At 61.8% G+C, this 21008-nt stretch carries 22 protein-coding genes; 11 read left to right on the forward strand and 11 right to left on the reverse strand.

The genetic code is table 11. The features are described 5' to 3' along the window. Position 1 precedes the first annotated feature (1 nt). Positions 2–745 (forward strand): lysophospholipid acyltransferase family protein, encoded by a 744-nt coding sequence (locus tag IEX16_RS01050; RefSeq protein ID WP_188705721.1) that lies wholly within the window; start codon positions 2–4, stop codon positions 743–745. Positions 746–765: 20 nt separating this feature from the next. On the opposite strand, the gene IEX16_RS01055 is transcribed toward IEX16_RS01050, so the two are convergent. Continuing rightward, positions 766–1830, reverse strand: coding sequence for an ABC transporter ATP-binding protein (locus IEX16_RS01055; protein ID WP_188705723.1), 1065 nt, complete (start codon positions 1828–1830; stop codon positions 766–768). 126 nt (positions 1831–1956) lie between these two features. Between IEX16_RS01055 and IEX16_RS01060 the strand changes: the two genes are divergently transcribed. From IEX16_RS01060 to IEX16_RS01075, 4 genes are all read left to right on the forward strand, one after another. Further along, complete coding sequence (locus IEX16_RS01060; RefSeq protein WP_188705725.1) at positions 1957–3567, forward strand: ABC transporter permease; 1611 nt, start codon at positions 1957–1959, stop codon at positions 3565–3567. A gap of 193 nt (positions 3568–3760) precedes the next feature. Continuing rightward, entirely contained in the window at positions 3761–3982 is a 222-nt protein-coding gene (locus tag IEX16_RS01065; RefSeq protein WP_188705726.1) for a CsbD family protein, read from the forward strand. Between the two features lie 110 nt (positions 3983–4092). Beyond that, complete coding sequence (locus tag IEX16_RS01070; protein WP_188705727.1) at positions 4093–4665, forward strand: hypothetical protein; 573 nt, start codon at positions 4093–4095, stop codon at positions 4663–4665. A gap of 280 nt (positions 4666–4945) precedes the next feature. Further along, on the forward strand, positions 4946–5173 hold the full coding sequence (locus IEX16_RS01075; protein ID WP_188705728.1) for a sulfurtransferase TusA family protein: 228 nt from the start codon (positions 4946–4948) through the stop codon (positions 5171–5173). 128 nt (positions 5174–5301) lie between these two features. Here IEX16_RS01075 and galU read toward each other — a convergent pair whose 3' ends face one another. After that, the gene (galU, locus tag IEX16_RS01080; RefSeq protein WP_188705729.1) at positions 5302–6180 is read right to left on the reverse strand and encodes a UTP--glucose-1-phosphate uridylyltransferase GalU; all 879 of its coding nucleotides are present in this window, start codon (positions 6178–6180) and stop codon (positions 5302–5304) included. A gap of 121 nt (positions 6181–6301) precedes the next feature. Between galU and IEX16_RS01085 the strand changes: the two genes are divergently transcribed. After that, the gene (locus IEX16_RS01085; protein ID WP_188705730.1) at positions 6302–7318 is read left to right on the forward strand and encodes an NAD(P)-dependent oxidoreductase; all 1017 of its coding nucleotides are present in this window, start codon (positions 6302–6304) and stop codon (positions 7316–7318) included. A gap of 129 nt (positions 7319–7447) precedes the next feature. Here IEX16_RS01085 and IEX16_RS01090 read toward each other — a convergent pair whose 3' ends face one another. The 4 genes from IEX16_RS01090 to IEX16_RS01105 all read right to left on the reverse strand — a co-directional run bounded on the left by IEX16_RS01090 (position 7448) and on the right by IEX16_RS01105 (position 13130). After that, positions 7448–10354: a valine--tRNA ligase gene (locus IEX16_RS01090; RefSeq protein WP_188705731.1), complete on the reverse strand. Its 2907-nt coding sequence runs from the start codon at positions 10352–10354 to the stop codon at positions 7448–7450. Positions 10355–10433: 79 nt separating this feature from the next. Continuing rightward, positions 10434–10625 carry a DUF2783 domain-containing protein gene (locus IEX16_RS01095; protein WP_188705732.1) on the reverse strand — a complete coding sequence of 64 codons (192 nt, stop codon included), beginning with the start codon at positions 10623–10625 and terminating at the stop codon, positions 10434–10436. Further along, the gene (locus IEX16_RS01100) at positions 10622–12388 is read right to left on the reverse strand and encodes an FAD-dependent oxidoreductase (RefSeq protein WP_188705734.1); all 1767 of its coding nucleotides are present in this window, start codon (positions 12386–12388) and stop codon (positions 10622–10624) included. The genes IEX16_RS01095 and IEX16_RS01100 overlap by 4 nt, the downstream gene beginning before the upstream one ends. Positions 12389–12485: 97 nt before the next feature. Then, on the reverse strand, positions 12486–13130 hold the full coding sequence (locus IEX16_RS01105) for a VOC family protein (protein WP_373288253.1): 645 nt from the start codon (positions 13128–13130) through the stop codon (positions 12486–12488). Between the two features lie 203 nt (positions 13131–13333). Here IEX16_RS01105 and yaaA point away from each other — a divergent pair, with 203 nt between their 5' ends. The 4 genes from yaaA to queF are packed head-to-tail and all read left to right on the forward strand — an operon-like array spanning position 13334 to position 16755. Then, on the forward strand, positions 13334–14110 hold the full coding sequence (gene yaaA, locus IEX16_RS01110) for a peroxide stress protein YaaA (RefSeq protein ID WP_188705735.1): 777 nt from the start codon (positions 13334–13336) through the stop codon (positions 14108–14110). Positions 14111–14135: 25 nt separating this feature from the next. Further along, positions 14136–14969 carry a 2OG-Fe(II) oxygenase gene (locus tag IEX16_RS01115; RefSeq protein ID WP_188705737.1) on the forward strand — a complete coding sequence of 278 codons (834 nt, stop codon included), beginning with the start codon at positions 14136–14138 and terminating at the stop codon, positions 14967–14969. A gap of 50 nt (positions 14970–15019) precedes the next feature. Next, positions 15020–15931, forward strand: a complete 912-nt coding sequence (locus tag IEX16_RS01120; protein ID WP_188705739.1) for an alpha/beta fold hydrolase — start codon at positions 15020–15022, stop codon at positions 15929–15931. Further along, on the forward strand, positions 15928–16755 hold the full coding sequence (gene queF, locus IEX16_RS01125) for an NADPH-dependent 7-cyano-7-deazaguanine reductase QueF (RefSeq protein ID WP_188705741.1): 828 nt from the start codon (positions 15928–15930) through the stop codon (positions 16753–16755). The genes IEX16_RS01120 and queF overlap by 4 nt, the downstream gene beginning before the upstream one ends. A gap of 156 nt (positions 16756–16911) precedes the next feature. Here the strand turns inward: queF and IEX16_RS01130 are convergent, their stop codons facing one another. From IEX16_RS01130 to IEX16_RS01150, 5 genes are all read right to left on the reverse strand, one after another. Beyond that, positions 16912–17757 (reverse strand): enoyl-CoA hydratase-related protein, encoded by an 846-nt coding sequence (locus IEX16_RS01130; protein ID WP_188705742.1) that lies wholly within the window; start codon positions 17755–17757, stop codon positions 16912–16914. A gap of 25 nt (positions 17758–17782) precedes the next feature. Beyond that, positions 17783–18091 (reverse strand): hypothetical protein, encoded by a 309-nt coding sequence (locus IEX16_RS01135; RefSeq protein ID WP_188705744.1) that lies wholly within the window; start codon positions 18089–18091, stop codon positions 17783–17785. Between the two features lie 161 nt (positions 18092–18252). Continuing rightward, positions 18253–18903 (reverse strand): cupredoxin domain-containing protein, encoded by a 651-nt coding sequence (locus IEX16_RS01140; protein WP_188705747.1) that lies wholly within the window; start codon positions 18901–18903, stop codon positions 18253–18255. A 27-nt stretch (positions 18904–18930) separates the two neighbouring features. After that, complete coding sequence (locus IEX16_RS01145) at positions 18931–19371, reverse strand: group I truncated hemoglobin (protein ID WP_188705749.1); 441 nt, start codon at positions 19369–19371, stop codon at positions 18931–18933. 44 nt (positions 19372–19415) lie between these two features. Continuing rightward, positions 19416–20330 carry a DUF3034 family protein gene (locus IEX16_RS01150; RefSeq protein WP_188705750.1) on the reverse strand — a complete coding sequence of 305 codons (915 nt, stop codon included), beginning with the start codon at positions 20328–20330 and terminating at the stop codon, positions 19416–19418. 283 nt (positions 20331–20613) lie between these two features. Between IEX16_RS01150 and IEX16_RS01155 the strand changes: the two genes are divergently transcribed. Continuing rightward, on the forward strand, positions 20614–21003 hold the full coding sequence (locus IEX16_RS01155; protein ID WP_188705752.1) for a c-type cytochrome: 390 nt from the start codon (positions 20614–20616) through the stop codon (positions 21001–21003). Positions 21004–21008: the final 5 nt, after the last annotated feature.

Consider the following 21008-nt stretch of genomic DNA (forward strand, 5'->3'; position numbering starts at 1 on the left):
CGTGCGACAGGCCAGGGCCGTCTGGCGTTTGTTGTGGGCGCTGTCGCACATTGCGGGCGGCATATGGACCATTGTTTTCCGGTTTCCCAAACTGGCACAGTACGAGAAGGAAGCGCGGGTACATGCCTGGGCCCAGGCCATGCTGCGCGGCGTGGGCATCACGCTGGCACTGCAGGGGCGGCCTGTGGCCGCGGGCCCGGCGTTGCTGGTTGCCAATCATCTGTCCTGGCTGGATATTGTGGTTTTGCATGCCTCGCGTTATTGCCGCTTTGTCTCCAAGGCCGACATCAGGCACTGGCCACTGGTCGGCACCCTGGCCGGCGGCGCGGGCACCTTGTACATCGAACGCGAGTCGCGCCGCGACGCCCATCGCGTCGTGCATCACATGGTTGAGCGGCTTCAGCTCGGAGAGGTGCTGGCGGTTTTTCCTGAAGGCACCACCGGCGACGGAATCGCCATGAAACCGTTTCATGCCAATTTGCTGCAGGCCGCCATTTCAGCCAATGCACCGGTGCAGCCGGTGGCCCTGCGTTTTGTCGACGCGGACACCGGGCAAACCAGTTTCGCGCCGCGCTACATCGATGACGATTCGATTTTTGTGTCGATCTGGGAAACCCTGTGTGTCACGCACCTGCGCGCCGAAGTGACGGTCGGTGAGCCCCAGCGCGCCGATGACCGCGACCGCAGGGCCTGGGCGGCCGATCTTCAGGCAGAGGTCGCAGGCCTGCTGCGCGAAAGGCCCTGAAGCCAGTCTCCAGGAGAGGTTTATTCGCGCTGAAAGGTCACCACGTGATCGACCTCCGCGCGAATGCCTATCCATTCCCCCAGCGCATGGTCGTGGTGTGACGGCACATGCGCCATCACGGTTTCACCGGTCCTGAGTTTGAGTGTGTACAAAAATTCCGAACCGCGAAACGCCTTGCGCACAATCTGCGCTTTCACTGGCGCCGCATCGTCATGCACGATGTCATCAGCGCGCAGCAGCACGTCGCACACGCCGTCCGGGTAGGCGCCCGGCAGGGGGCACTCCAACACATCGCTGAGGTCGCCCAGCGCCGTATGCACCACCACGTTGTCGCCTTGCTGGATGATTTGGGCGCGGGTAAACACGCCATGGCCGATGAAGTCGGCCACAAAACGGGTGGCCGGCCGGTGGTAGAGCTCGTAAGCATCGTCCCACTGGTGCAACTGGCCGTCGTGCATCACGCCGATGCGGTCGCCGATGGCAAAGGCTTCGAGCTGGTCGTGGGTAACCATCAGCGCGGTGGCGCCAGCAAGTTTGAGGATGCCGCGCACCTCATGCGCCAGACGCTCCCGCAGGTCCACATCCAGGTTTGAAAAAGGTTCGTCGAGCAGCAGCAGACGCGGCCTGGGTGCCAGTGCCCGCGCCAGTGCCACACGCTGCTGCTGGCCGCCCGACAGTTCATGCGGGTAACGGCGTTGTGCGTTGCCCAGACCGACCATGTCCAGCACCTCGCTGATGCGCTGCTGGCGATCTGTCGACTGCAGGTGCGCCAGGCCGAAAGCCACATTGCGGGCCACATCCAGATGCGGGAACAGGGCGTAGTCCTGAAACACCATGCCTATCCGGCGCTCTTCCGCCGGCACATGGAGGGCACCGCTGCTGACCGGTACCTGCGCCAGCGAGATGCTACCGGACAGGGCCTTTTCCAGGCCTGCGACGGCGCGCAGCAAGGTGGTTTTTCCACAGCCGGACGGTCCAATCAGCACACCGATCTCGCCTGCAAGCAAGCCCAGCGACACGCCATTGACAGCCGGGCGGGACCGGCCAGCGTAATGCACCACCAAATGGGAGATGTCCAAAAACATGCTTGCAATTGTAGATGCTTACAATTCTCATTTGCACTCGTGGGGTGGGGTCTCGTGCGGCCCTGTCTTCTTGCCGGATCCGGTGGCACTGGCCGGTCACCGGTATTTTGTTTTTTTCTGGACTTCATGTTTCCTCGTTTCGTCTTGCCTGCCCTGCTTTTTGTACTGACGGCCGTGCTCACGCTGCCGGTTCTGGCGGTGATGTTGTCATGGCTCACGCTCGATGGCATGTCGCTGCCGATCCTGCAGGAGATGCTGCGGACGGTGTTGCCTGAATACGCCTTGACCTCGCTGCTGCTGTGTCTGGCCGTAGCGGCCGGCGTGGCGCTGGTCGGTGTGGCCACCGCTTGTGCCGTGACACTGTTCGAGTTTCCGGGCCGGCGGATTTTTGCGTGGGCATTGCTGCTGCCGCTGGCCATGCCGGCCTATGTGGTGGCTTATGCCTATACCGACTTTCTGCAATATGCCGGACCGTTGCAAAGCTGGCTGCGCGCCGCCTTCGGCCTGCAGGGCCGTCTGCTGCCAGAGATACGCAGTCTGGGCGGGGCCGTGCTGATTTTTACGGTCACCCTGTATCCCTATGTGTATTTGCTGGCGCGGACCGCCCTGTCCGAGCGTGCGGTGCACCTGATGGAAGCGGCCCGGCTGCTTGGCGCGCCGTTGCGGCGTCGCATTGGTGAGGTGGCCTTGCCGCTGGCCCGACCGGCGGTGGCGGCCGGGGTGGCGCTGGCATTGATGGAAACGCTGGCCGACTTTGGTGTCTCCAGCTACTTCGGTATCCAGACGTTCACCGCAGGCATCTACAAGGCCTGGCTGGCCATGGACAACCGGCTGGCCGCAGCCCAACTGGCGACGGCCTTGCTGCTGGTGGTGGCGGTGTTGCTCAGGATCGAACACCAGGCGCAAAAGCGCATGCGTTTTGCCGGCAGCCGCGGGGCGGGCGCTGGCGCGGCAGACGCTGCGCCCACGCCTTTGCAAGGCGTGCGGGCGGCTTTGGCATGGGCAGTGTGTGCCTTGCCCATCGCTTTGGGCTTCATCCTGCCGGTGCTGTTCATGCTGCGCCCGCTGGTGGCCGGCTGGGGCGAGTTGCCGTGGCGGCAATTTGTGGGCTGGTCCATCAACAGCGTGGGGCTGGCCGGTCTCAGCGCCGCACTGGCCACAGCCGTGGCTCTGGGTTTGAGCCTGGCCTTGCGCCTTCGGCCCCATCTGTTGACACGCGCCGCCGCCCAACTGGCCAGTCTGGGTTATGCCGTGCCGGGCGCAGTCATTGTGGTGGGTCTGCTGCTGCCGGTCGGCTGGTTGCAGGCCACCGCGCCGCAGACCGCAGTGGGTTACTGGGTCACTGCGACGGTGTTGGGCATTGTCTGGGCCTACCTGGTGCGCTTTACGGCGGTGGCTTTGCAGTCCGTGCAAAGCGGTTACTCGCGTATCCCCGTCAGTTTTGACGACAGCGCGCGCATGCTGGGTGTCACTGGCGCTGCCTTGCTGGCCAAGGTGCACTGGCCTTTGCTCCAGCGCTCCGTCGGGGTCGCGGCCCTGCTTGTTTTTGTGGATGTGATGAAGGAGTTGCCCGCCACGCTGGTGCTGCGTCCGTTCAACAGCGACACGCTGGCCGTGGTGACCTACCAGCTCGCGCGCGATGAGCGCCTGGGCGAAGCGGCACTGCCGGCCCTCACGCTGGTTCTGGTGGGTTTGCTGCCGGTGCTGTTGCTGGGCCGCACGCTGCGCACTAAATAAACCTGCGCGCCCGCATGTTCATCCGCGCGCTCTGTCAGTCTGCGAACGCCCACCGGGTGTAGGCACCCGCCTACGCCTTTTCTTTGCGTCTGCCTACCCCTGGCATGAAGTTCCGTCCTTAATGTAAAAGTCCTTCGTCGCAACGCTGCCTGGCAAGCGACTCAAAGACTTAAATTTACTTCAGGAGGTCTTCATGAACAAAGATCAAATCGAGGGGAACTGGACGCAGTTCAAAGGCACGGTCAAAGAGCAGTGGGGCAAGCTCACCGACGACGACCTTGACATCATTGCTGGCAAGCGTGATCAGTTGCTCGGCCGCATCCAGGAGCGCCATGGCCTCGCCAAGGAAGAAGCTGAAAAACAGCTTACGGCCTTTCAGGAGCGCAACCCCACTGGTTTTTTTGAACGTTATTGAGTCGAGCGTTGCTGCGTCTCCGCATCGGCCAGCGTGCGCATGAATCGCATTAAGCAGCCTCATCACACCATTGCCATTTGCATCACCGGCACTATCCCAAGGAATTAACAATGAAAACCAAACTCGCCATCCTCACCCTTGCTGTCTCTTGCGCTTTCGCCGGCAACGCCATGGCCTTGACCAAGGAAGAGTACAAAGTGCAAAAAGACCGCGTCGAAGCCGACTACAAGGCCGGCAAGGACAAATGCCTTTCCCTGAGCGCCAATGCCAAGGACATTTGCCAGGCAGAAGCCAAGGGTATGGAAAAAGTAGCCAAGGCCGAACTGGAGGCCCAATACAAACCCAGCCCCAGCCATGACAAAAAGATCCGCGACACCAAAGCGAACGCCGCTTACGACATCGCCAAGGAAAAATGTGACGACCTGGCTGGCAATGCCAAGGATGTTTGTGTGAAAGATGCCAAGGCGGCCCGCACGACGGCCAAGGCCGATGCCAAAGTCAGTAAAGTCAACGCCGAGGCAAATAAGGACAAGGCCGATAACATGGCCACTGCCCGCAAGGATGCCAATGCCGACAAGAATGAAGCCCTGTACAAGGCAGCCAGGGAGCGCTGCGACACCATGGCCGGCGCTGCGAAAGACGGTTGCCAGAACGATGCCAAGGTCAAGTTCGGTATGAAATAAGTCGCGCGCGCTTCGGCGCAATGGTTCATCGGGTCCCGGGTTTGTGCAGCAAGCCCGGGATTTTTTTTAATTAAAAAATGCCTCTGTCCCATAGCCATTAAGCGCTGATAGCTACTGATTTAATAGCAAAAAAAGTTATTGCTGATCGCAAAAAATGGCAGCGACGATGTTCCCGGACGTGGCTGTTTGACAGATTGGCCCGCCGCGCGTGTGCTTGCGTGGCGCTGGTGCAAACCACCTTTGCGGATTTGCTTAAAATAGCGGCAATCAAGGACACATGATGCACATCGACAAAGAACTCGACACACGCGGCCTGAATTGCCCGCTGCCTATCCTGAAGGCCAAAAAAGCGCTCGCCGAGATGAGCAGCGGTCAGTTGCTGCGGGTGGTCTCGACCGACGCTGGCTCCACGCGGGACTTCTTGGCGTTTGCCAAGCAGACGGGCAACGAACTGGTGGAGCAGCAAAGTGAAGGCGGCGACTTTATTCACGTGCTCAAGCGACGCTAAAAAGCCCCCACGCTCCCCACTGCGTGTGGTTCGCTGCCCCCCGAGGGGGCCGCTGCGCCTGCGGCCCGGCTAAGTCGGTTCCGCGGCCCCTGCTTGAAGGAAGAGCATCGGCGCTGTATGCGGCCGACTCAGGGAATCTGAAGGTTTTTCAGGTAGCGGCGAAAGTGCTCGCCAACTTCGGCGTGTTGCAGGGCAAGCTCAACCGTGGCCTCCAGAAACCCTTCCTTGCTGCCGCAGTCATAACGCTTGCCTTCGTACTGGTAGGCGTAGACCGATTCCTCGGCCATCAGACCGGCAATACCGTCGGTGAGCTGGACTTCTCCGCCAACACCGGTGGGCTGGTTGCGGATGTGGCGAAACACTGCTGGCGTGAGGATGTAGCGTCCGGCTACACCCATGCGGGAAGGCGCCAGTTCCGGCGCCGGTTTTTCCACCATCTGGCGGATCTTCATTAATTGCGTGTTGACAGCTTCACCGGCGACGATGCCGTATCGTCGGGTGTGCTCCAGAGGCACTTCCTGCACCGCTAGCACGGATTGCTGCAGTTGTTCAAATTGTGTGGCCATTTGGGCCAGCACAGGTGGCGTGCCAACCATCAGGTCGTCGGCCAGCAGCACTGCAAAAGGTTCGTTGCCGATGAGGTGTTCGGCGCACAGCACAGCGTGGCCCAGGCCCAGGGAGCGCGGCTGGCGTACATAGGAAAAGTCCATGTCGCTGGGGTTCATGGAGCGCACCAATTCCAGCAGTGTCTGCTTGCCGGCCGCTTCCAGCTCGGTTTCCAGCTCGTACGCGGTATCGAAGTGGTCTTCGATGGCCCGTTTATTGCGTCCGGTGACAAAAATCATGTGGCGAATGCCGGCCGCATAGGCCTCTTCCACCGCGTATTGGATGAGGGGTTTATCCACCACGGGCAGCATTTCCTTGGGTTGGGCTTTGGTGGCCGGCAAAAACCTTGTACCCAAACCCGCGACCGGGAATACGGCCTTTTTTAGTGTGATTTTTTGCATCGACTTATAAAAGTTAAAGGTCTAAAGTGTTGCGTAGTTAATACAATTTTGGCGTCGGACGAGAGCCCTAACGGGTGTCGGTACCTGCCAAATTGCGAGTTGAAAGAATAAGGATACTAAGGTGGACATCTTACTTCTCGATGCGTTGGTGCCTGAAGCCATGACCTGGCTCGAATCCCGTCACAGCGTGGAATACCGCCCTGAACTCGCGGATGATCTGGTCCTGCTGCGTAAAGCGGCTTACAAGACCCGCGGCATTGTGTTTCCTCGCCAGACCGTGGTAACCCGTGACTTTCTTGATTTTTTGCCCAAGCTCAAAGCTGTCGGTCGCCTGCATGTAGGCACCGACAACACCGACCTGGAAGCCTGCAAAGAGCGCGGTATCAAGGTGATTCATGCGAGCAGCGCCAATGTACGCTCCAATGCCGAATATTTGCTGAGCAGCCTGCTGCTGCTGTACCGGCGCGGGCTGGTGTCGGCATTGATGGGAAAACGCCACCCCACCGCCCAGATGGGCCGCGAACTGCATGGCAGCACCATCGGCATTCTGGGTCTGGCTCCAACCGCTCACACCCTGGCCGGCATGCTCACCAGCCTGGGCGTGCGGCTGATCGGTTACGACCCCGCCGTTCACCACACCGCGCCGATCTGGGAGCGTTTGCGCATCCAGCCCGTCACCCTGACCGAACTCATGAGCCAGGCGGATGCGGTGTCGGTTCAGATGCTGTATGCCACGCGTTTTCGCGGGTTCGTGAACGACAAACTGCTGGCCGCCTGCAAACGCGGTCAGTTGTGGGTGGGCATCAGCCGCAGCGCGCTGTTTGACGAGAAGGCCCTTGCCGCCGCCCTGTGTGATGGCCGCATCGAGGCCTGCATCCTGGACGGGGCCGAAGACAACTTCACGGGTGAAGCTTCACCTTTGAATGGACTGAAAAATCTGTTCATCACACCCCGGCTCGGCTCACACACTCGCGAGGCGCGCCTGCGCTCAAGCTGGTATGTGGCGCATCGCATGCATGAAGCCATCAGCGCCGAGCAGCGCGGCGTTGAGTATGTGCCCAGCGCACCCATGGACATGGAACTGCCCGGCGCGATATCGCCCTCGCAGTGGGGCGAGAAGGACCTGATGATCCGCTAGTCATAGAGCCCCCACGCTTGCCACTTCGTGTGCTGCGCTGCCCCCCGAGGGGCCGCTGCGCCTGCGGGCCGGCAAAGCCGGACCCGCGGCCCCTGCTGGATTTAAGAGTCTCTCCGCGCTCGGCGGCTGTCAATTGAGCCGGGCCAGTTGGGCGCGGATTTTCTCCAGGGTTGCCGTGTAGTCCGTCAGCCGCTTGCGCTCCTGCTCCAGCACCGCCGGAGGCACTTTGGCCACAAAGGCCTCGTTGGCGAGCTTGGCCTGGACCTTGACCAGTTCGCCTTCCAGCCGCGTAGCTTCCTTGCCCAGGCGGGCTTTTTCAGCGGCGACGTCCACTTCCATGTGCAGGCAGACTTTCGCTTCCCCGACCACGGCCACAGGCGCGGCCTCGGCCGCTTTGGCCCACTCGGCCTCGTTGTCGAACACCTGGACTTCGCTGAGCTTGGCCAGCGCCTTGATGACGGGCGCGGACTGGCTCATGAAGGCATGGTCGCCGACCACAAACAGCGGCAGCCGCGTCGCGGGTGACACCTTCATCTCACCGCGCAGGTTGCGGCAGGCATCGACCAGGGTCTTGAGCTTGGCCACATGCGCCTCGGCCTGCGTGTCGATCTTGCCGGGCTGGCTTTGCGGGTAAGCGGCCTGGCCGATGTACTCGCCTTTTTTCAGGCCAGCCACCGGCGCAACGATTTGCCAGAGCTCTTCGGTGATGAAGGGCAGCACCGGGTGCGCCAGCCGCAGGATGGCTTCCAGCGTGCGGATCAGCGTGCGGCGTGTAGCACGCTGCTGGGCCGGCGTGCCGGTCTGAATCTGCACCTTGGCAATTTCCAGATACCAGTCGCAGAACTCGTCCCAGACAAACTGGTAGATGCTGCCGGCGACATTGTCGAGACGGTAGTCGGCAAAACCTTTGGCGACGTCGGCTTCGACGCGTTGCAGGGTCGAGGCAATCCAACGGTCGGCCTGCGAGAACGTCAGGTAGTTGTGGAACTCGGCGCCCGGCGCGCACTGCTCTTTGGTGTGTTCGGCCAGGCCGCAGTCCTGGCCTTCGCAGTTCATCAGCGTGAAACGCGTGGCGTTCCAGAGCTTGTTGCAGAAGTTGCGGTAACCCTCACAGCGCTTGCTGTCGAAGTTGATGCTACGCCCCAGGCTGGCCAGCGAGGCGAAGGTGAAACGCAGGGCGTCCGCGCCGTAGGCCGGAATGCCGGCTGGAAACTCTTTTTCGGTGTTTTTGCGCACCTGCGGTGCGGTCTCCGGCTTGCGCAGGCCTTGCGAGCGTTTGTCCAGCAGCGGCGCCAGTTCAATGCCGTCGATCAGGTCGACCGGGTCCAGCACATTGCCCTCAGATTTGCTCATTTTCTTGCCCTGCGCGTCCTTCACCAGGCCATGAATATAAACATGGTGGAAGGGCACCTGGCCGGTGAAATGCGTGGTCATCATGATCATCCGGGCGACCCAGAAAAAGATGATGTCGTAACCGGTGACCAGCACGCTGGACGGCAAAAAGAGGTCCAGTTCTTTGGTCTTTTCGGGCCAGCCGAGCGATGAGAAAGGCACCAGCGCCGAGGAGTACCAGGTGTCGAGCACGTCGGGGTCGCGTATCAGTGTTTTGCCGGGCGCCTGCGCCTGCGCCGCCGCTTCGTACTCGGCGACGTAGACCTTGCCGTCTTCGTCGTACCAGGCCGGGATCTGGTGGCCCCACCAGAGCTGGCGCGAGATGCACCAGTCCTGGATGTTGCCCATCCACTGGTTGTAGGTGTTGACCCACTGTTCAGGCACAAACTTGACTGCGCCGCTGTCGACCGCGTCACGCGCCTTCTGGGCAATCGATTTGCCGGTGGGGTCCTGGTCGCTGACCTTGCTCATGGCGACAAACCACTGGTCGGTCAACATCGGCTCAATCACGGCGCCCGTCCTTGCGCAGCGCGGCACCATGAGTTTGTGTTTCTTGGCCTCGACCAGAAAGCCCTGGGTGTCGAGATCGGCGACCACCGCCTTGCGCGCCACGAAGCGGTCCATGCCGCGGTATTTTTCGGGGGCGTTGTCGTTGATGGCGGCGTCCAGCGTGAGCACGCCAATCATGGGCAACTGGTGCCGCTGGCCGACCGCATAGTCGTTGCTGTCGTGGGCCGGTGTGACCTTGACCACGCCAGTGCCGAAGGCCTTGTCCACGTAATCGTCGGCAATCACGGGGATGTCGCGGTCGCACAAAGGCAGCTTCACGCTTTTGCCGATCAGGTGTTTGTAACGCTCGTCTTCCGGATGCACCATCACAGCAACGTCACCCAGCATGGTTTCGGGCCGGGTCGTCGCGACGGTCAGCGAGCCGCTTCCATCGGCCAGCGGGTAACGAATGTGCCAGAGGAAACCGTCTTCCTCTTCGCTTTCCACTTCCAGGTCCGACACAGCGGATTTGAGGACAGGGTCCCAGTTGACCAGGCGCTTGCCGCGGTAGATCAGGCCCTGCTCGTAAAGCTGCACAAACGTCGAGGTGACCACTTTGGACATCTTCGGGTCCATCGTGAAGTACTCGTGTTTCCAGGCCACCGAGTCGCCCATGCGGCGCATCTGGCGCGTGATGGTGGTGCCCGATTCTTCTTTCCACTCCCAGACTTTGTCGGCAAATTTCTCGCGACCCAGGTCGTGCCGGCTCTGGCCTTCGGCCTGCAGCTTGCGTTCAACAACAATTTGGGTGGCGATTCCGGCGTGGTCGGTGCCCGGCACCCACAGCGTGTTGTGGCCGCGCATGCGGTGGTATCGCGTCAGCGAGTCCATGATGGTCTGGTTGAAAGCGTGGCCCATGTGCAGCGTGCCGGTCACATTGGGTGGCGGCAACTGGATGGAAAACGAAGGCTTGGCTGCATCCAGCGTGGGTTCGTACATGCCGCTGGCTTCCCAGCGCGGACCCCACTGGCTTTCGATGGCCGCCGGCTCGAAGGACTTGGCCAGGCTGTCCAGGCCCGGCGTGGGCACGGCAACCCGCGCGGTCGCGGTCTCGGCGGCAGGTGGGGTGGGCAGGGGCTGGGCGGCGTCGGTCATGGGCGGCAATGAAAAACGGCATCCTGTGAGATGCCGCCGGGGTGGATCAGAGGGCCGATTTTATTCGACTGGCGCCGCCTCAGTCTGCCGGTGGGGGCAGGGCTGCCGCGACACAGGTTTTCAGCACGGCGTTGTCGCCGATCTGGTTGGCCAGGATCAGGACCAGCCGGGCGTTCAGCAGTTCGGATTGCTCGCGGCTCAGGTCCTGGTGGGCGTCCAGAAGGCACTCGTAAAACGCGTCGGCGTCCTGAAGGTTGAGGGCGGTTTTCATGCGATTTCCTCTTGCAGGCCGAGCGCCTTGCTGATGGCGTTGACCAGTGAGCCGTTGATTTTGGCGCCTGTGGCCGCCACATAGCTGTCAGGCCTCAGCAGGGCCCAGCCGGTCTGGCTCTCGCCACGGCAGGTGGCCCGCAACTGGCCGCTGTGGTCGACCACATGCTCGACCGCCTGGGCGTGCTGGCGCGGGGCCAGCACCTGCACGCAGACGATCCCGGTCTGCCCGCTCAGCACCCGCAGGCGTTTCGCGGTGGCCGGCGGTAGCTCGCCAAACACCAGCAGCAGCAGCCGGTTGCCGGCCCAGTTCAGCAGTTCGACCAGTTCACCGGGCTGGCCGCCGGCCCACAAAAAACTGACATTTTGTGTCGCCTCCCCGCCACTTTTGTCACAAACCGGGCTGCGCGAATAGCTGTTGGGCACCGACATGCGGCCGGTGTTGACCAATTGACGGGCAAACGGATGCTGGCGGGCCAGGCCGAGGGCGGCGCTGCGGAACAGACGCTCGGCACCGTCGGCCGGACGCAAAAAACGTGCGGTGCGGTTAGTGACCAGCACATTTTGCTGGGCCGCCTCGTGGCGTTCGCGGTGGTAGCTGTCCAGCAAACCGGGTCCGGCGCGGCCTTGCAGTACGGCGGCCAGCTTCCAGGCCAGGTTATCGGCGTCCTGCACACCCGAGTTGCCGCCGCGCGCACCGAAGGGGCTGACCACATGGGCCGAGTCGCCGGCAAAAAACACCCGGCCGTGGCGCAACTCGTCCAGGCATTCGCTGCGGTAGGCGTAAAGACCGACCCAGACAATCTCGCACTCGTCCTTGCCGAGTTCACGTTTGAACTGGGCGTTCAGGCGGGCCCGAACCACGTCCTCGCGGCTGACTTCTTCAGGGTCGCAGTTGGGTGCCATCTGGTAGTCGATGCGCCAGACGCCGTCGGCCATCAGGTGTTGCCAGACGGCGCGTTTGTCGTTGAAGGGCGCTTCTATCCAGGTGTGTCTTTCGACGGGCGGGGCGTCCCTGAAACGCACATCGGCGATGCACCAGCGGTCGTCGCCTTTTTTGGCGGTGACCGAGGCGCCGCACCAGGCACGGAAAGGGCTGCGCGAGCCGGTGCAGTCGATGACATGCTCGGCTTCAAGCTTGTAGTCGCCGGCGGGGGTGGTGATGGACAGCGTGACGAACTCGCTGTTCTGTGCAAACGCCGTGATGCGGTTGCTCCAGCGTAGGTCAATGCGAGGCTGGCTGGCAGAAAGCGCCTGGATCTGCTCGACCAGGAAACCCTCGATGTAGAACTGCTGGATGTTGATGAAGGGGGGCTGCAGGCTCAGCGAGTGGGTTTGCTGCTGGCGCAGATCAAAAGAATAGACCTCGTCCTCGCCCGCAAAAGTGCGGCCCACGCTCCATTGCACGCCTTTGGCCGCAATCCGTTCATAGATGCCCAGGCGTTTGAAAATCTCCAGCGTTTTTTGCGCGTAACAAATGCCGCGCGACGAGGCGCCCTTGACGCCCACCGTGTTGTCTTCGTCCAGCAAGATCGCCTCGACACCCTGGGAGGCCAGGGCGCAGGCCAGGCTCAAGCCGGTGATGCCGCCGCCGACAATGACGATGGGGTAGCGTCGAACCTCGCCGGTGGCCAGCTCGGACGGCGCCACAAACGGGTATTCGGGCAGCGTGTAGCCCGTGCCTTCGGTGAACTCATAACCGTTACTGAATGTCGTGTCAGCATACGCAGGACGTACGGGGTGCGCGGGGGGGGTCTCCAGCATGGCTTGCTGCCTTCGGTCGTGATTTTATGTGTGTTTAAAGGCTCTAGCCCATGTCGGACGAGCGCATTCAGCTATCAATTTAATAGCGATGAGGGCTTCAGGTGACGGCTTTCCCGGCGACCTCTGGGCGGTCGTTGCGTTGCGGTTTGAGCACCTCGGCAGCCTGGCCGGCGGCCTTGTCCTGACGCCATTGCTGCTTGCGCGCCGTCCACTCGGCCAGCCGGGCGTGGGCGGTCTTGCTCTCTTGCAGCATCTCGAATTCATCGGCCAGTTGCGCCGTCAGCTCCAGCCGCACGCCGTTCGGGTCGAAGAAATAAATGCTCTTGAAGATGTGGTGGTCGGTGACGCCCAGCACCTCGATACCGTCGGCCTGCAGCCGTGCTTTCATCACCTCCAGGTCGGCCACGGTGTTGACGCGAAACGAGATGTGGTTGACCCACAGCGGCGTGTTCGGCGAGGGCAGGGCAGCCTCGTCGTTGCCGAGGTCGAAAAAGGCGATGAAGGAGCCGTCCTGCAGGCGAAAGAAAAAGTGCGTGTACGGGCAGTATTCGCCGGTGCTCGGCACGTAGTCGCTCTGGATGATGTGGTACAGCGGCAGACCGAGGATGTCTTCATAGAAATGCCGGGTCTCTTCGGCATCTTTGGCACGGTAGGCATAGTGGTGCAGTTGCTGCACAGGCGCCGGTGCCGGCAGGCTGGACATGGCAGGGAGCGCAGTCAAGGGGTTCATCAGGGCAGCCATGGCGATCTCCGGGGTTGAGGTGGGTTGCAAGGCCCGATTTTTGGAGGGGTTGAATTCACCTATTCATAATGCATTTACTATAACGTAACTCTTGAGCGCTGCCAAGCGCAAGAGCAGGGCGCTTCGCGCCCGCCCCCAACCTGGCAGGCAAGCTGTCGTAAAGTGGGGGAGTCGCCTTATCTTTTTCCTCAAGAACCCTCCCCATGCTGTTTCTCCTTTCGCCGGCCAAGTCGCTGGACTACGACACGCCGCCGCAGGTGGCCACCCACACATCCCCCCTGTTCGTACGCCAGTCGGCCGAGCTCATCGACGTGCTGCGGAAAAAAACGCCACAGCAAATCAGCACGCTGATGAAGCTCTCCGATACGCTGGCCGGCCTGAACGTGGGGCGTTACCAGGCCTGGTCGCCGCGCTTCACCGCCCAAAATGCCAAACAGGCGGTGCTTGCTTTTGACGGCGATGTGTATGGCGGGCTCCATGCCAAAACCCTCAGCGAATCGCAACTGGGCTGGGCGCAGGCTCACGTCTGCATCCTGAGCGGCCTCTACGGCGTGTTGCGTCCGCTGGACCGGATGCAGCCGTACCGGCTGGAAATGGGCACAGCGCTGGCAACCGCGCGCGGCAACAACCTGTACCAGTTCTGGGGCGCGCAAATTGCGGACTACCTCAACCAACGCGCAGCTGCCGACACTTCGCCAGTGGTGGTCAATCTGGCAAGCTTGGAGTATTTCAAGGCAGTGGACCGCAAGGCCCTGAAGCCACGCGTGGTGAGCTGTGTGTTTGAAGAGTTCAAAGGCGGCAAGTACAAAATCATCAGCTTCAACGCCAAACGCGCGCGTGGCCTGATGGCGCGTTATGCGATTGAGAAAAAAATCGCCAGCGTCAAAAAGCTGGAAAGTTTTGACGCCGAGGGCTACCGCTTTGAGCCCGCCGTGTCCGCGCCGGACCGGCTGGTGTTTCGCCGCAAACAGACGGCCTGAGACTGCACTTAACGAAGAAGCCAACGTGCCAACACCTGCGACCACCGCCCAGCACCAGACCATCACGCGCGAGCTGCGCCAGTGGATTGCATCGCAGACCGCCGACGGCCATGAGCGCGATGCGGTGTTGCAGGCCATGCTCACGGCCGGCTGGAGCCATCAGGTGGCGAGCGAAGCATTGACGGAGACGCCCTCGGCGCCGGTGCCCGTGCCCTGGCCGGCCGCAGCCTGTTCCAGCCTGCGGCTGGATGCCGGCGACCGGCAGGTGGCCATCAGCACCGTGATGCGCACGCCTGACGTGCTGGTGCTGGAGGATCTGCTGAATGATGAGGAATGTCTGGCGCTGATAGCAGCGGCCAAACCACGGCTGCAGCGCTCACTCACGGTAGCGCTGGAGACCGGCGGCGAAGAGGTGCATTCCGACCGCACCAGCGACGGTATGTTTTTCACGCGCGGCGAAAATGCCGTGGTCGCGGTGATCGAGGCGCGCATTGCAAAGCTGCTGGGCTGGCCGGTCGAAAACGGTGAAGGCCTGCAGGTGCTGCGTTATGGTCCAGGCACCGAGTACAAGCCCCACTACGATTATTTTGACCCGGCTGAACCTGGCACGGCTTCCATCCTGGCGCGCGGCGGCCAGCGTTTGGCCACACTGATCATGTACCTGCAGGAGCCGGACCAAGGTGGCGCCACGGTGTTTCCCGACCTGCGGTTGCAGGTGGTGCCGCGGCGCGGCAGCGCGGTGTTTTTCAGCTACAGCCAGGCCCACCCCTGCAGCCAGACCCTGCACGGCGGCATGCCGGTGCTGGCCGGCGAAAAGTGGATTGCGACCAAGTGGCTGCGTGAACGTGAATTCAGTTGATTGATGAATAAAATAACCCCGGAGCCCATGACTGACGGTCATATACAACTATGAAATTAAGAGCAAACGGCATCGACATCGAAATCGAGGACAGCCATGCAGGTGACCTCACAGGGCGACCCGTGGTCCTTCTCATCATGGGCCTGGGCATGCAACTCGTGGCCTGGCCACCGGCGCTGGTGCAGTCGCTGGTGGACGCCGGTTACCGGGTGGTCCGGCTGGACAACCGCGACATCGGGCTGTCGCAGAAATTCGATCACCTCGGCACGCCGAACCTGGTGTGGGCCAGTATCCGGTACCGGCTGGGACTGGGCGTGAAGGCGCCGTATGCGTTGCACGACATGGCGTCCGATGCGCTGGCGGTGCTTGACGCATTGGGCGTGGCAAAAGCCCATGTGCTTGGTGTCAGCATGGGCGGCATGATCGCGCAGCGCGTGGCGCTGGCTGCGCCGCAGCGCGTGCTGAGCCTGACCAGCATCATGAGTTCGAGCGGCGCACGCGGCCTGCCGCAGGCCAAGCCTCAGGTCATGCGGGTGCTGCTGAGTCGCCCGGCCGGCAAGGACCTTTCTTCGGTGACCGACCATTACGTCAAACTCTTCAAGGCGATTGGCAGCCCCGGTTTTCCGGTGGACGACGCCGAGTTGCGTGAGCGCATCACAGCCGCAGCGCAGCGCAACTTCAATCCGGCTGGCGTGTTGCGCCAGATGGTGGCCATCGTTGCCGACAGCCGGCGCGCCTCCGAACTGTCGGGCTTGTGTCTGCCCACGCTGGTGATCCATGGCAAGGCCGACCCGCTGGTGCCGTTTGCCTGCGGCGAAGACACGGCGCGGCGTATTCCCGGCGCCACGCTGGTCGGGATTGAGGGCATGGGCCATGACCTGCCGGCCGGCGTGGTGCAGCGCATCCTGGAGCCGCTGGTTCCCCACCTGAAGGCGTCACAAGCAACACAGGCCAACGCATGAACAGCCCAGAACAATCCCAGCTCGGCAAGAGCTCTGCCTACATCGACCACTACGACGCTTCGCTGTTGTTCCCGATCCCGCGCGCCGTCAAGCGTGCAGAAATCGGTCTGGGCGACACCTTGCCCTTCATGGGCGCCGACATGTGGACCGCGTTCGAGCTGAGCTGGCTCAACCTGCGCGGCAAACCGCAAGTCGCATTGGCGCACATCACCGTGCCCTGCGAGTCGCCGAACATCGTCGAGAGCAAGTCCTTCAAGCTCTACCTGAACAGCTTCAACAACACGCGTTTTCTGGACGCACGCGAGGTGCGGGAACGCATTCGCGCCGACCTCAACGCCGCGGTTGGTGCCGGTGTCGGCGTCAAGACCCTGGGCCCCGAGTTGTTTGACCAAGAGCCGGTGCACGAGCTCGACGGCCTGAACCTGGACCGGCTCGATGTCGAATGCATTCACTACACGCCGGCGCCCGAACTGCTGTTTGCCGACCATGAAGAGCCGGCGGTCAGCGAGACCCTGACGTCCAATCTGCTCAAAAGCAACTGCCTGGTCACCGGCCAGCCCGACTGGGGCAGTGTGCAGATCAGGTATGAAGGCGCACCGATCGACCAGGAAGGTCTGCTGCAGTACATCGTGAGTTTTCGCAACCACAACGAGTTTCATGAGCAGTGTGTGGAGCGCATCTTCATGGACATCTGGACGCGCTGCCGCCCGCTCAGGCTGTCGGTCTATGCACGTTACACGCGGCGCGGCGGTCTGGACATCAACCCGTTTCGCACCAGCCACCCGCAGGCGCTGCCGGGTAATGTGCGGACGGCGCGGCAGTAGGGAAACCTTGTGTCATTGCGGGCTCCGACCCGCAATCCATGTGTGCATAACTGCAGCGTGGGTTCACCAGCATGGATCTCGGATCACGTCCGGAATGACAGCGCTCTCCTTGATTTGCTACTAAATCAATAGCTGCTACCACTTGTTCGACGTAGGCTAGAGCCCGATTTCATTGAAATGCTGCAGCGGTGACAGGGCCGGGAAGTCGCCCGCGCGTTTTTCCTTCATTGCCGTCACTGACTCGCGCACATGCTGGTTGCTCCAGATCGCGCCCTGCAGCCAGCCCATTTGTTTGAGCGCATCGTCCACCGAGTGGTCGCGCGCGTAATGAACCGCCTGCTTGGTGCCCCAGATGGCGACCGGGGGTTTGCTGGCAATCTCCCTGGCGCATAACAGCGCGCCGGCGAGCATGGCCTCGGCTGACTCAAACACCTCATTGACCAGCCCGTAAGCCAGCGCCTTCTGCGCCGGCAGGCGGCGGCCGGTGTAAGCCAGCTCCTTGACCACCGCCAGCGGCACCAGCTTGGGCAGGCGCTGCAGCGTGCCGACGTCGGCGACCATGCCGATGTTGATTTCCTGGATGCAGAAAAACGCGTCGGCTGTGGCGTAACGGAGGCAGCAGGCCGTCACCATGTCGACCGCCCCGCCAATGCAGCCGCCCTGGATCGCGGCAATCACCGGAATGCGCAGGCTCTCCAGCTTGGTAAAGGTCGCCTGCATGCCGGCCAGCAGGTCGAACATCGCGGCGCGGCCTTCCGGGCTCTGGTCGTCCATTCTGATGGCGCCGCCAAAAGTCTCCAGCGCCATGCCGGCGCTGAAGTGTTTGCCGGTGCTGGAGATCAGCAGCACCCGTGCGTCGCCGGCCTTGTTAATTTGCGTCAGCACCGCATCGAGCTCGCGCCAGAACATCGGGTGCATGGTGTTCATCGCCTCGGGGCGATTGAGCACCAGGTGCGCGATGTGGTCGGTGGTGGAAAGGGTAAAGCAGGTCAGTGGATTCATCCCCGCCAATGTAAGCCAGATGCGCTCAGGTCACCAGATCAAGCCAGTCACACCTGAGACGCTGCGTGGCATGGGCCCGTGCCCGCAAGCGGGCATACAGCACCGGCATCCAAATGCCGAGCAGGCACAGCGGATAGGCCCAGGGCGCTTCGAAAGCGTAAGCTGGCAAACAGCCCACCCAGCCCACCCAGCCCATCATCCAGAGCGTCAGCACCCCATCCCACGTATAACATTCCATCGGCTGGGCGGCGTGGTGGGCAACGCGCCAGTTTTTCAAGCGTTCTATTTGCGCGAGTGAGATGTGCCGCGGCGGGTGGTTGACAGGGACCGGCATATGAGCCTCCGTGCTGGAAACTCCAATGTAAGTTTCGTGAAAGGTGTTGTCAACTCCGTTCAGCGCTGTTTTTTCAACCCGGCGCGGGCAGTCGGCGTATTGGCGGCTGGCTTGTACTCAGCCACCGCCTTGGCCCGATACTTGGGAGAGCCAGGTCCGCGTCAGATCCGGCGTCGGCGCGGCACCACGGTGAGCTGCATCGTGGCTTTCCCCGGTGAGGCGCTGACCGTCGTCTGCTGCGGTGCGATGTCCAGCAGTTGGTCCGCATGCCAGACCTTGATCTGGGCCCCGCCATCGGGAATCTGCTCGATATTGGCAATGCCATCTGCACCCGTCAGCAGGGTCCAGGGCGACTCACTGACATACACATGGCCACGCATGGAGCCGTGGATGTGGCAGCCCAGCAGCACGGCGCCGGCTTTTTCAAACACTGCCTCGGCTGTTTTGCCCGGTTTGCCCTCGGGCTTGCCATCCAGGCGCAATTCAAAACCGCCGCTGCTGGCGGTGTTGAACTGGGCGAAACCGGCTGCCGAAGCGCGCACATGGTGCTCCCAGGGATCGTTGTTGACAAACAGGGCTTTGGTCCCAACCGCCACCACACTGACTGCTGGAATGAAGCGCATTTTTTCCTGGGTGATGGTCACCTGCATTGGCAGCGCCGTCTTGGGCGTTCCCTTGTTGGCAGGTATGACCACCACCACAGCGTCCTGCACCGGTTTGCCCTCCTTGTCCAGCACCAGCACCTGCAAATTGCCGGCGCTGGCCCAGCCAGTCAGGGCAGCCAGCGTCAGGGAGAGGATGGTTTTTTTCATGGTGAGGGCAATCCGGTAGGTAGAGGTTTAGCGAACCGTGATGGTATCGCGGTGCATTGGTGCCAGCAATGCCAGCATCTGGTTTTGCGTGCGGAAAGGGATGCCTTTGGCGTCCATGCTTTGCTGCAGCACTTCGACCAGCGCGTTGAAGTCAGACTTTTTGATGTCGAGGTTGGCATGCGCGCTTTTCATGTCGGCACCTTTGTAGACGCAGGGGCCGCCGGCCAGCGAACACAACTGGTCCACCAGTTGCTCTTTGACGCGCTGCTGGTTGGACGGTTTGAAGTGTGGGCCGGTGCGCGGATCGGCCAGTAGCCGGACCATGAAGTCGTCCATCAGCGACACCAGGCCAGCTTTTTCGCCAAAGGCCTTGTAGAGCTGGTCGTTAGATGCAGTTTGCGCGAACGAGGCACCGGCCATCAGCAGACCGGAGGCGGCCAGCACGAGAGAGAGAAGGGTTTTTTTCATGTCAGTTCCTTGAAGGTTTTTAAAAAGCGTGAGTGGGCAGACGCTTAGAAGGCTACCTGGGCCGACAGGTAATAACCCGTTTGCTTGCGACTGGCGGTGGTCAGTGGAACGATCGTTCCCAAATCTACATAGGCAAGGGTCACCGAGAGATTTTTATTAGGGGCCCAGGCGACAAAAATATCTTTCCAATCTTCTGCACGCAGGCCGTTTGCCCCAGCAACCGGAAGTCGCAGTTTGTCCCGCATTGAGCGGTATTCGGCGCCCACCACCCAATTTTTGCTGATCAGGTAGGCGACTGAGAATTCGGGCTGCAAACTGTAGGAATTGTCGGAGGTGCTGCCAAAACCGAGCAGGCCGTTCTGGTTGGCCTTGGTCGCACGCAAAGTGCCGTTGACCAGCAGGCTTTGACCAAGAAACAGCTTGGTGGCGCTGACATACAGGTCCACGCCTTCACGCTTGGCGCCCAGTGCACGCAGGGTGCCATCCAGGCCGGTGGAGCCGAGGTTCTTCAGTTCGACGCCGACCGCTATTTGCGGCATCAGCGAGTCGCTGTCGAGGATGGCGTCGCCCGCGACGCGCACCTTGGCGCCCAAAATGGTTTGTTTCAGATGCAGGCCCGGCAGGCCCAGCCCGGTGCCGGTGACACCGGTCTTGAAGTCCTGCTGGGCAATCGACAACTCATAACGGTCATGGATGCCGACCGAGGCGCCGACGATGTTCAGGCCGTAGTCCTTGGTGCGGGCGGTTGTGACAAAGGCGGTGCCGCCGATTTCACCCTCCGTGGCGTTGCTGCCGATCACCGCCCAGGGGGTCAGGCCGCCGCCCGCTGCGCCGTCGATGCTGCTGACACCACCGGTGAGCAGCAGTTTGCCGGTCTCGGCATGGGCAGACAGGCTGGCACCGGCACAGATCATGGCGGTGCAGGCGGCGATGAGGTGGGGGGCAGATTTAAGCTTCATGGGGCGCTCCTTTTTTGTGACGTAAAGATCAGGGAATGGGGAATGTAATTAGATGTACCAAAACGATACGGGCAGTGTTTGGGGCTGGATTCAGAAAAAGGGCATTTTTTTTGCGACTATCTGCGTTACATCTTTGGCATCGGGTGAATCTGTAAGCGTGTGCCCTACGTATATTCCCTGCTACCCCACCCACCTTCAGGTCAATTTTCAGGAGTTACCTTATGCCGCGCCTACTTGATCCTTGCTCCTTTGTTCTGGCCAGGCCTGTAGCGGCGTTCCAGGCATGAGGGCGGGTTGGCTGCTTGCTCTGGCGTTGACGGCCGGTTCTGCCTGGGCGCAAAACACCGGCGCGCGTGAGTGGCGAACCCCGCCGCCCGGCGATGTACAGCGCGGCATGGCGTTCTACCAGACCCGCTGCACGGCCTGCCATGCGGTGGACAGCAACAAGACAGGCCCGGCGCACCGAGGCGTGTTGGGCCGCCGGGTTGGCGGCCTCAAGGGTTACACATACTCCGACGAGCTGTCGCAATCGCGTCTGCGCTGGACCCCGCAAACCCTGAATGTCTGGCTGGAGGACCCGGAAGAACTGGTGGCTGGCCAGCGCATGGGTTTCCAGGTGAATGATGCGCAGGAGCGGGCCGACCTGATTGCCTATCTGGCCACGCTCAAATAAACGCG

The organism is Polaromonas eurypsychrophila, from assembly GCF_014641715.1.
Taxonomy (GTDB): domain Bacteria; phylum Pseudomonadota; class Gammaproteobacteria; order Burkholderiales; family Burkholderiaceae_C; genus Polaromonas; species Polaromonas eurypsychrophila.

Bases quoted from the DNA above. Each gene is read 5' to 3' on its own strand.
- IEX16_RS01055 (WP_188705723.1), bottom strand. From the start codon at position 1,830: ATGTTTTTGGACATCTCCCATTTGGTGGTGCATTACGCTGGCCGGTCC.
- IEX16_RS01060 (WP_188705725.1), top strand. From the start codon at position 1,957: ATGTTTCCTCGTTTCGTCTTGCCTGCCCTGCTTTTTGTACTGACGGCC.
- IEX16_RS01065 (WP_188705726.1), top strand. From the start codon at position 3,761: ATGAACAAAGATCAAATCGAGGGGAACTGGACGCAGTTCAAAGGCACG.
- IEX16_RS01070 (WP_188705727.1), top strand. From the start codon at position 4,093: ATGAAAACCAAACTCGCCATCCTCACCCTTGCTGTCTCTTGCGCTTTC.
- IEX16_RS01075 (WP_188705728.1), top strand. From the start codon at position 4,946: ATGCACATCGACAAAGAACTCGACACACGCGGCCTGAATTGCCCGCTG.
- galU (WP_188705729.1), bottom strand. From the start codon at position 6,180: ATGCAAAAAATCACACTAAAAAAGGCCGTATTCCCGGTCGCGGGTTTG.
- IEX16_RS01090 (WP_188705731.1), bottom strand. From the start codon at position 10,354: ATGACCGACGCCGCCCAGCCCCTGCCCACCCCACCTGCCGCCGAGACC.
- IEX16_RS01095 (WP_188705732.1), bottom strand. From the start codon at position 10,625: ATGAAAACCGCCCTCAACCTTCAGGACGCCGACGCGTTTTACGAGTGC.
- IEX16_RS01100 (WP_188705734.1), bottom strand. From the start codon at position 12,388: ATGCTGGAGACCCCCCCCGCGCACCCCGTACGTCCTGCGTATGCTGAC.
- IEX16_RS01105 (WP_373288253.1), bottom strand. From the start codon at position 13,130: ATGGCTGCCCTGATGAACCCCTTGACTGCGCTCCCTGCCATGTCCAGC.
- yaaA (WP_188705735.1), top strand. From the start codon at position 13,334: ATGCTGTTTCTCCTTTCGCCGGCCAAGTCGCTGGACTACGACACGCCG.
- IEX16_RS01120 (WP_188705739.1), top strand. From the start codon at position 15,020: ATGAAATTAAGAGCAAACGGCATCGACATCGAAATCGAGGACAGCCAT.
- queF (WP_188705741.1), top strand. From the start codon at position 15,928: ATGAACAGCCCAGAACAATCCCAGCTCGGCAAGAGCTCTGCCTACATC.
- IEX16_RS01130 (WP_188705742.1), bottom strand. From the start codon at position 17,757: ATGAATCCACTGACCTGCTTTACCCTTTCCACCACCGACCACATCGCG.
- IEX16_RS01135 (WP_188705744.1), bottom strand. From the start codon at position 18,091: ATGCCGGTCCCTGTCAACCACCCGCCGCGGCACATCTCACTCGCGCAA.
- IEX16_RS01140 (WP_188705747.1), bottom strand. From the start codon at position 18,903: ATGAAAAAAACCATCCTCTCCCTGACGCTGGCTGCCCTGACTGGCTGG.
- IEX16_RS01145 (WP_188705749.1), bottom strand. From the start codon at position 19,371: ATGAAAAAAACCCTTCTCTCTCTCGTGCTGGCCGCCTCCGGTCTGCTG.
- IEX16_RS01150 (WP_188705750.1), bottom strand. From the start codon at position 20,330: ATGAAGCTTAAATCTGCCCCCCACCTCATCGCCGCCTGCACCGCCATG.
- IEX16_RS01155 (WP_188705752.1), top strand. From the start codon at position 20,614: ATGAGGGCGGGTTGGCTGCTTGCTCTGGCGTTGACGGCCGGTTCTGCC.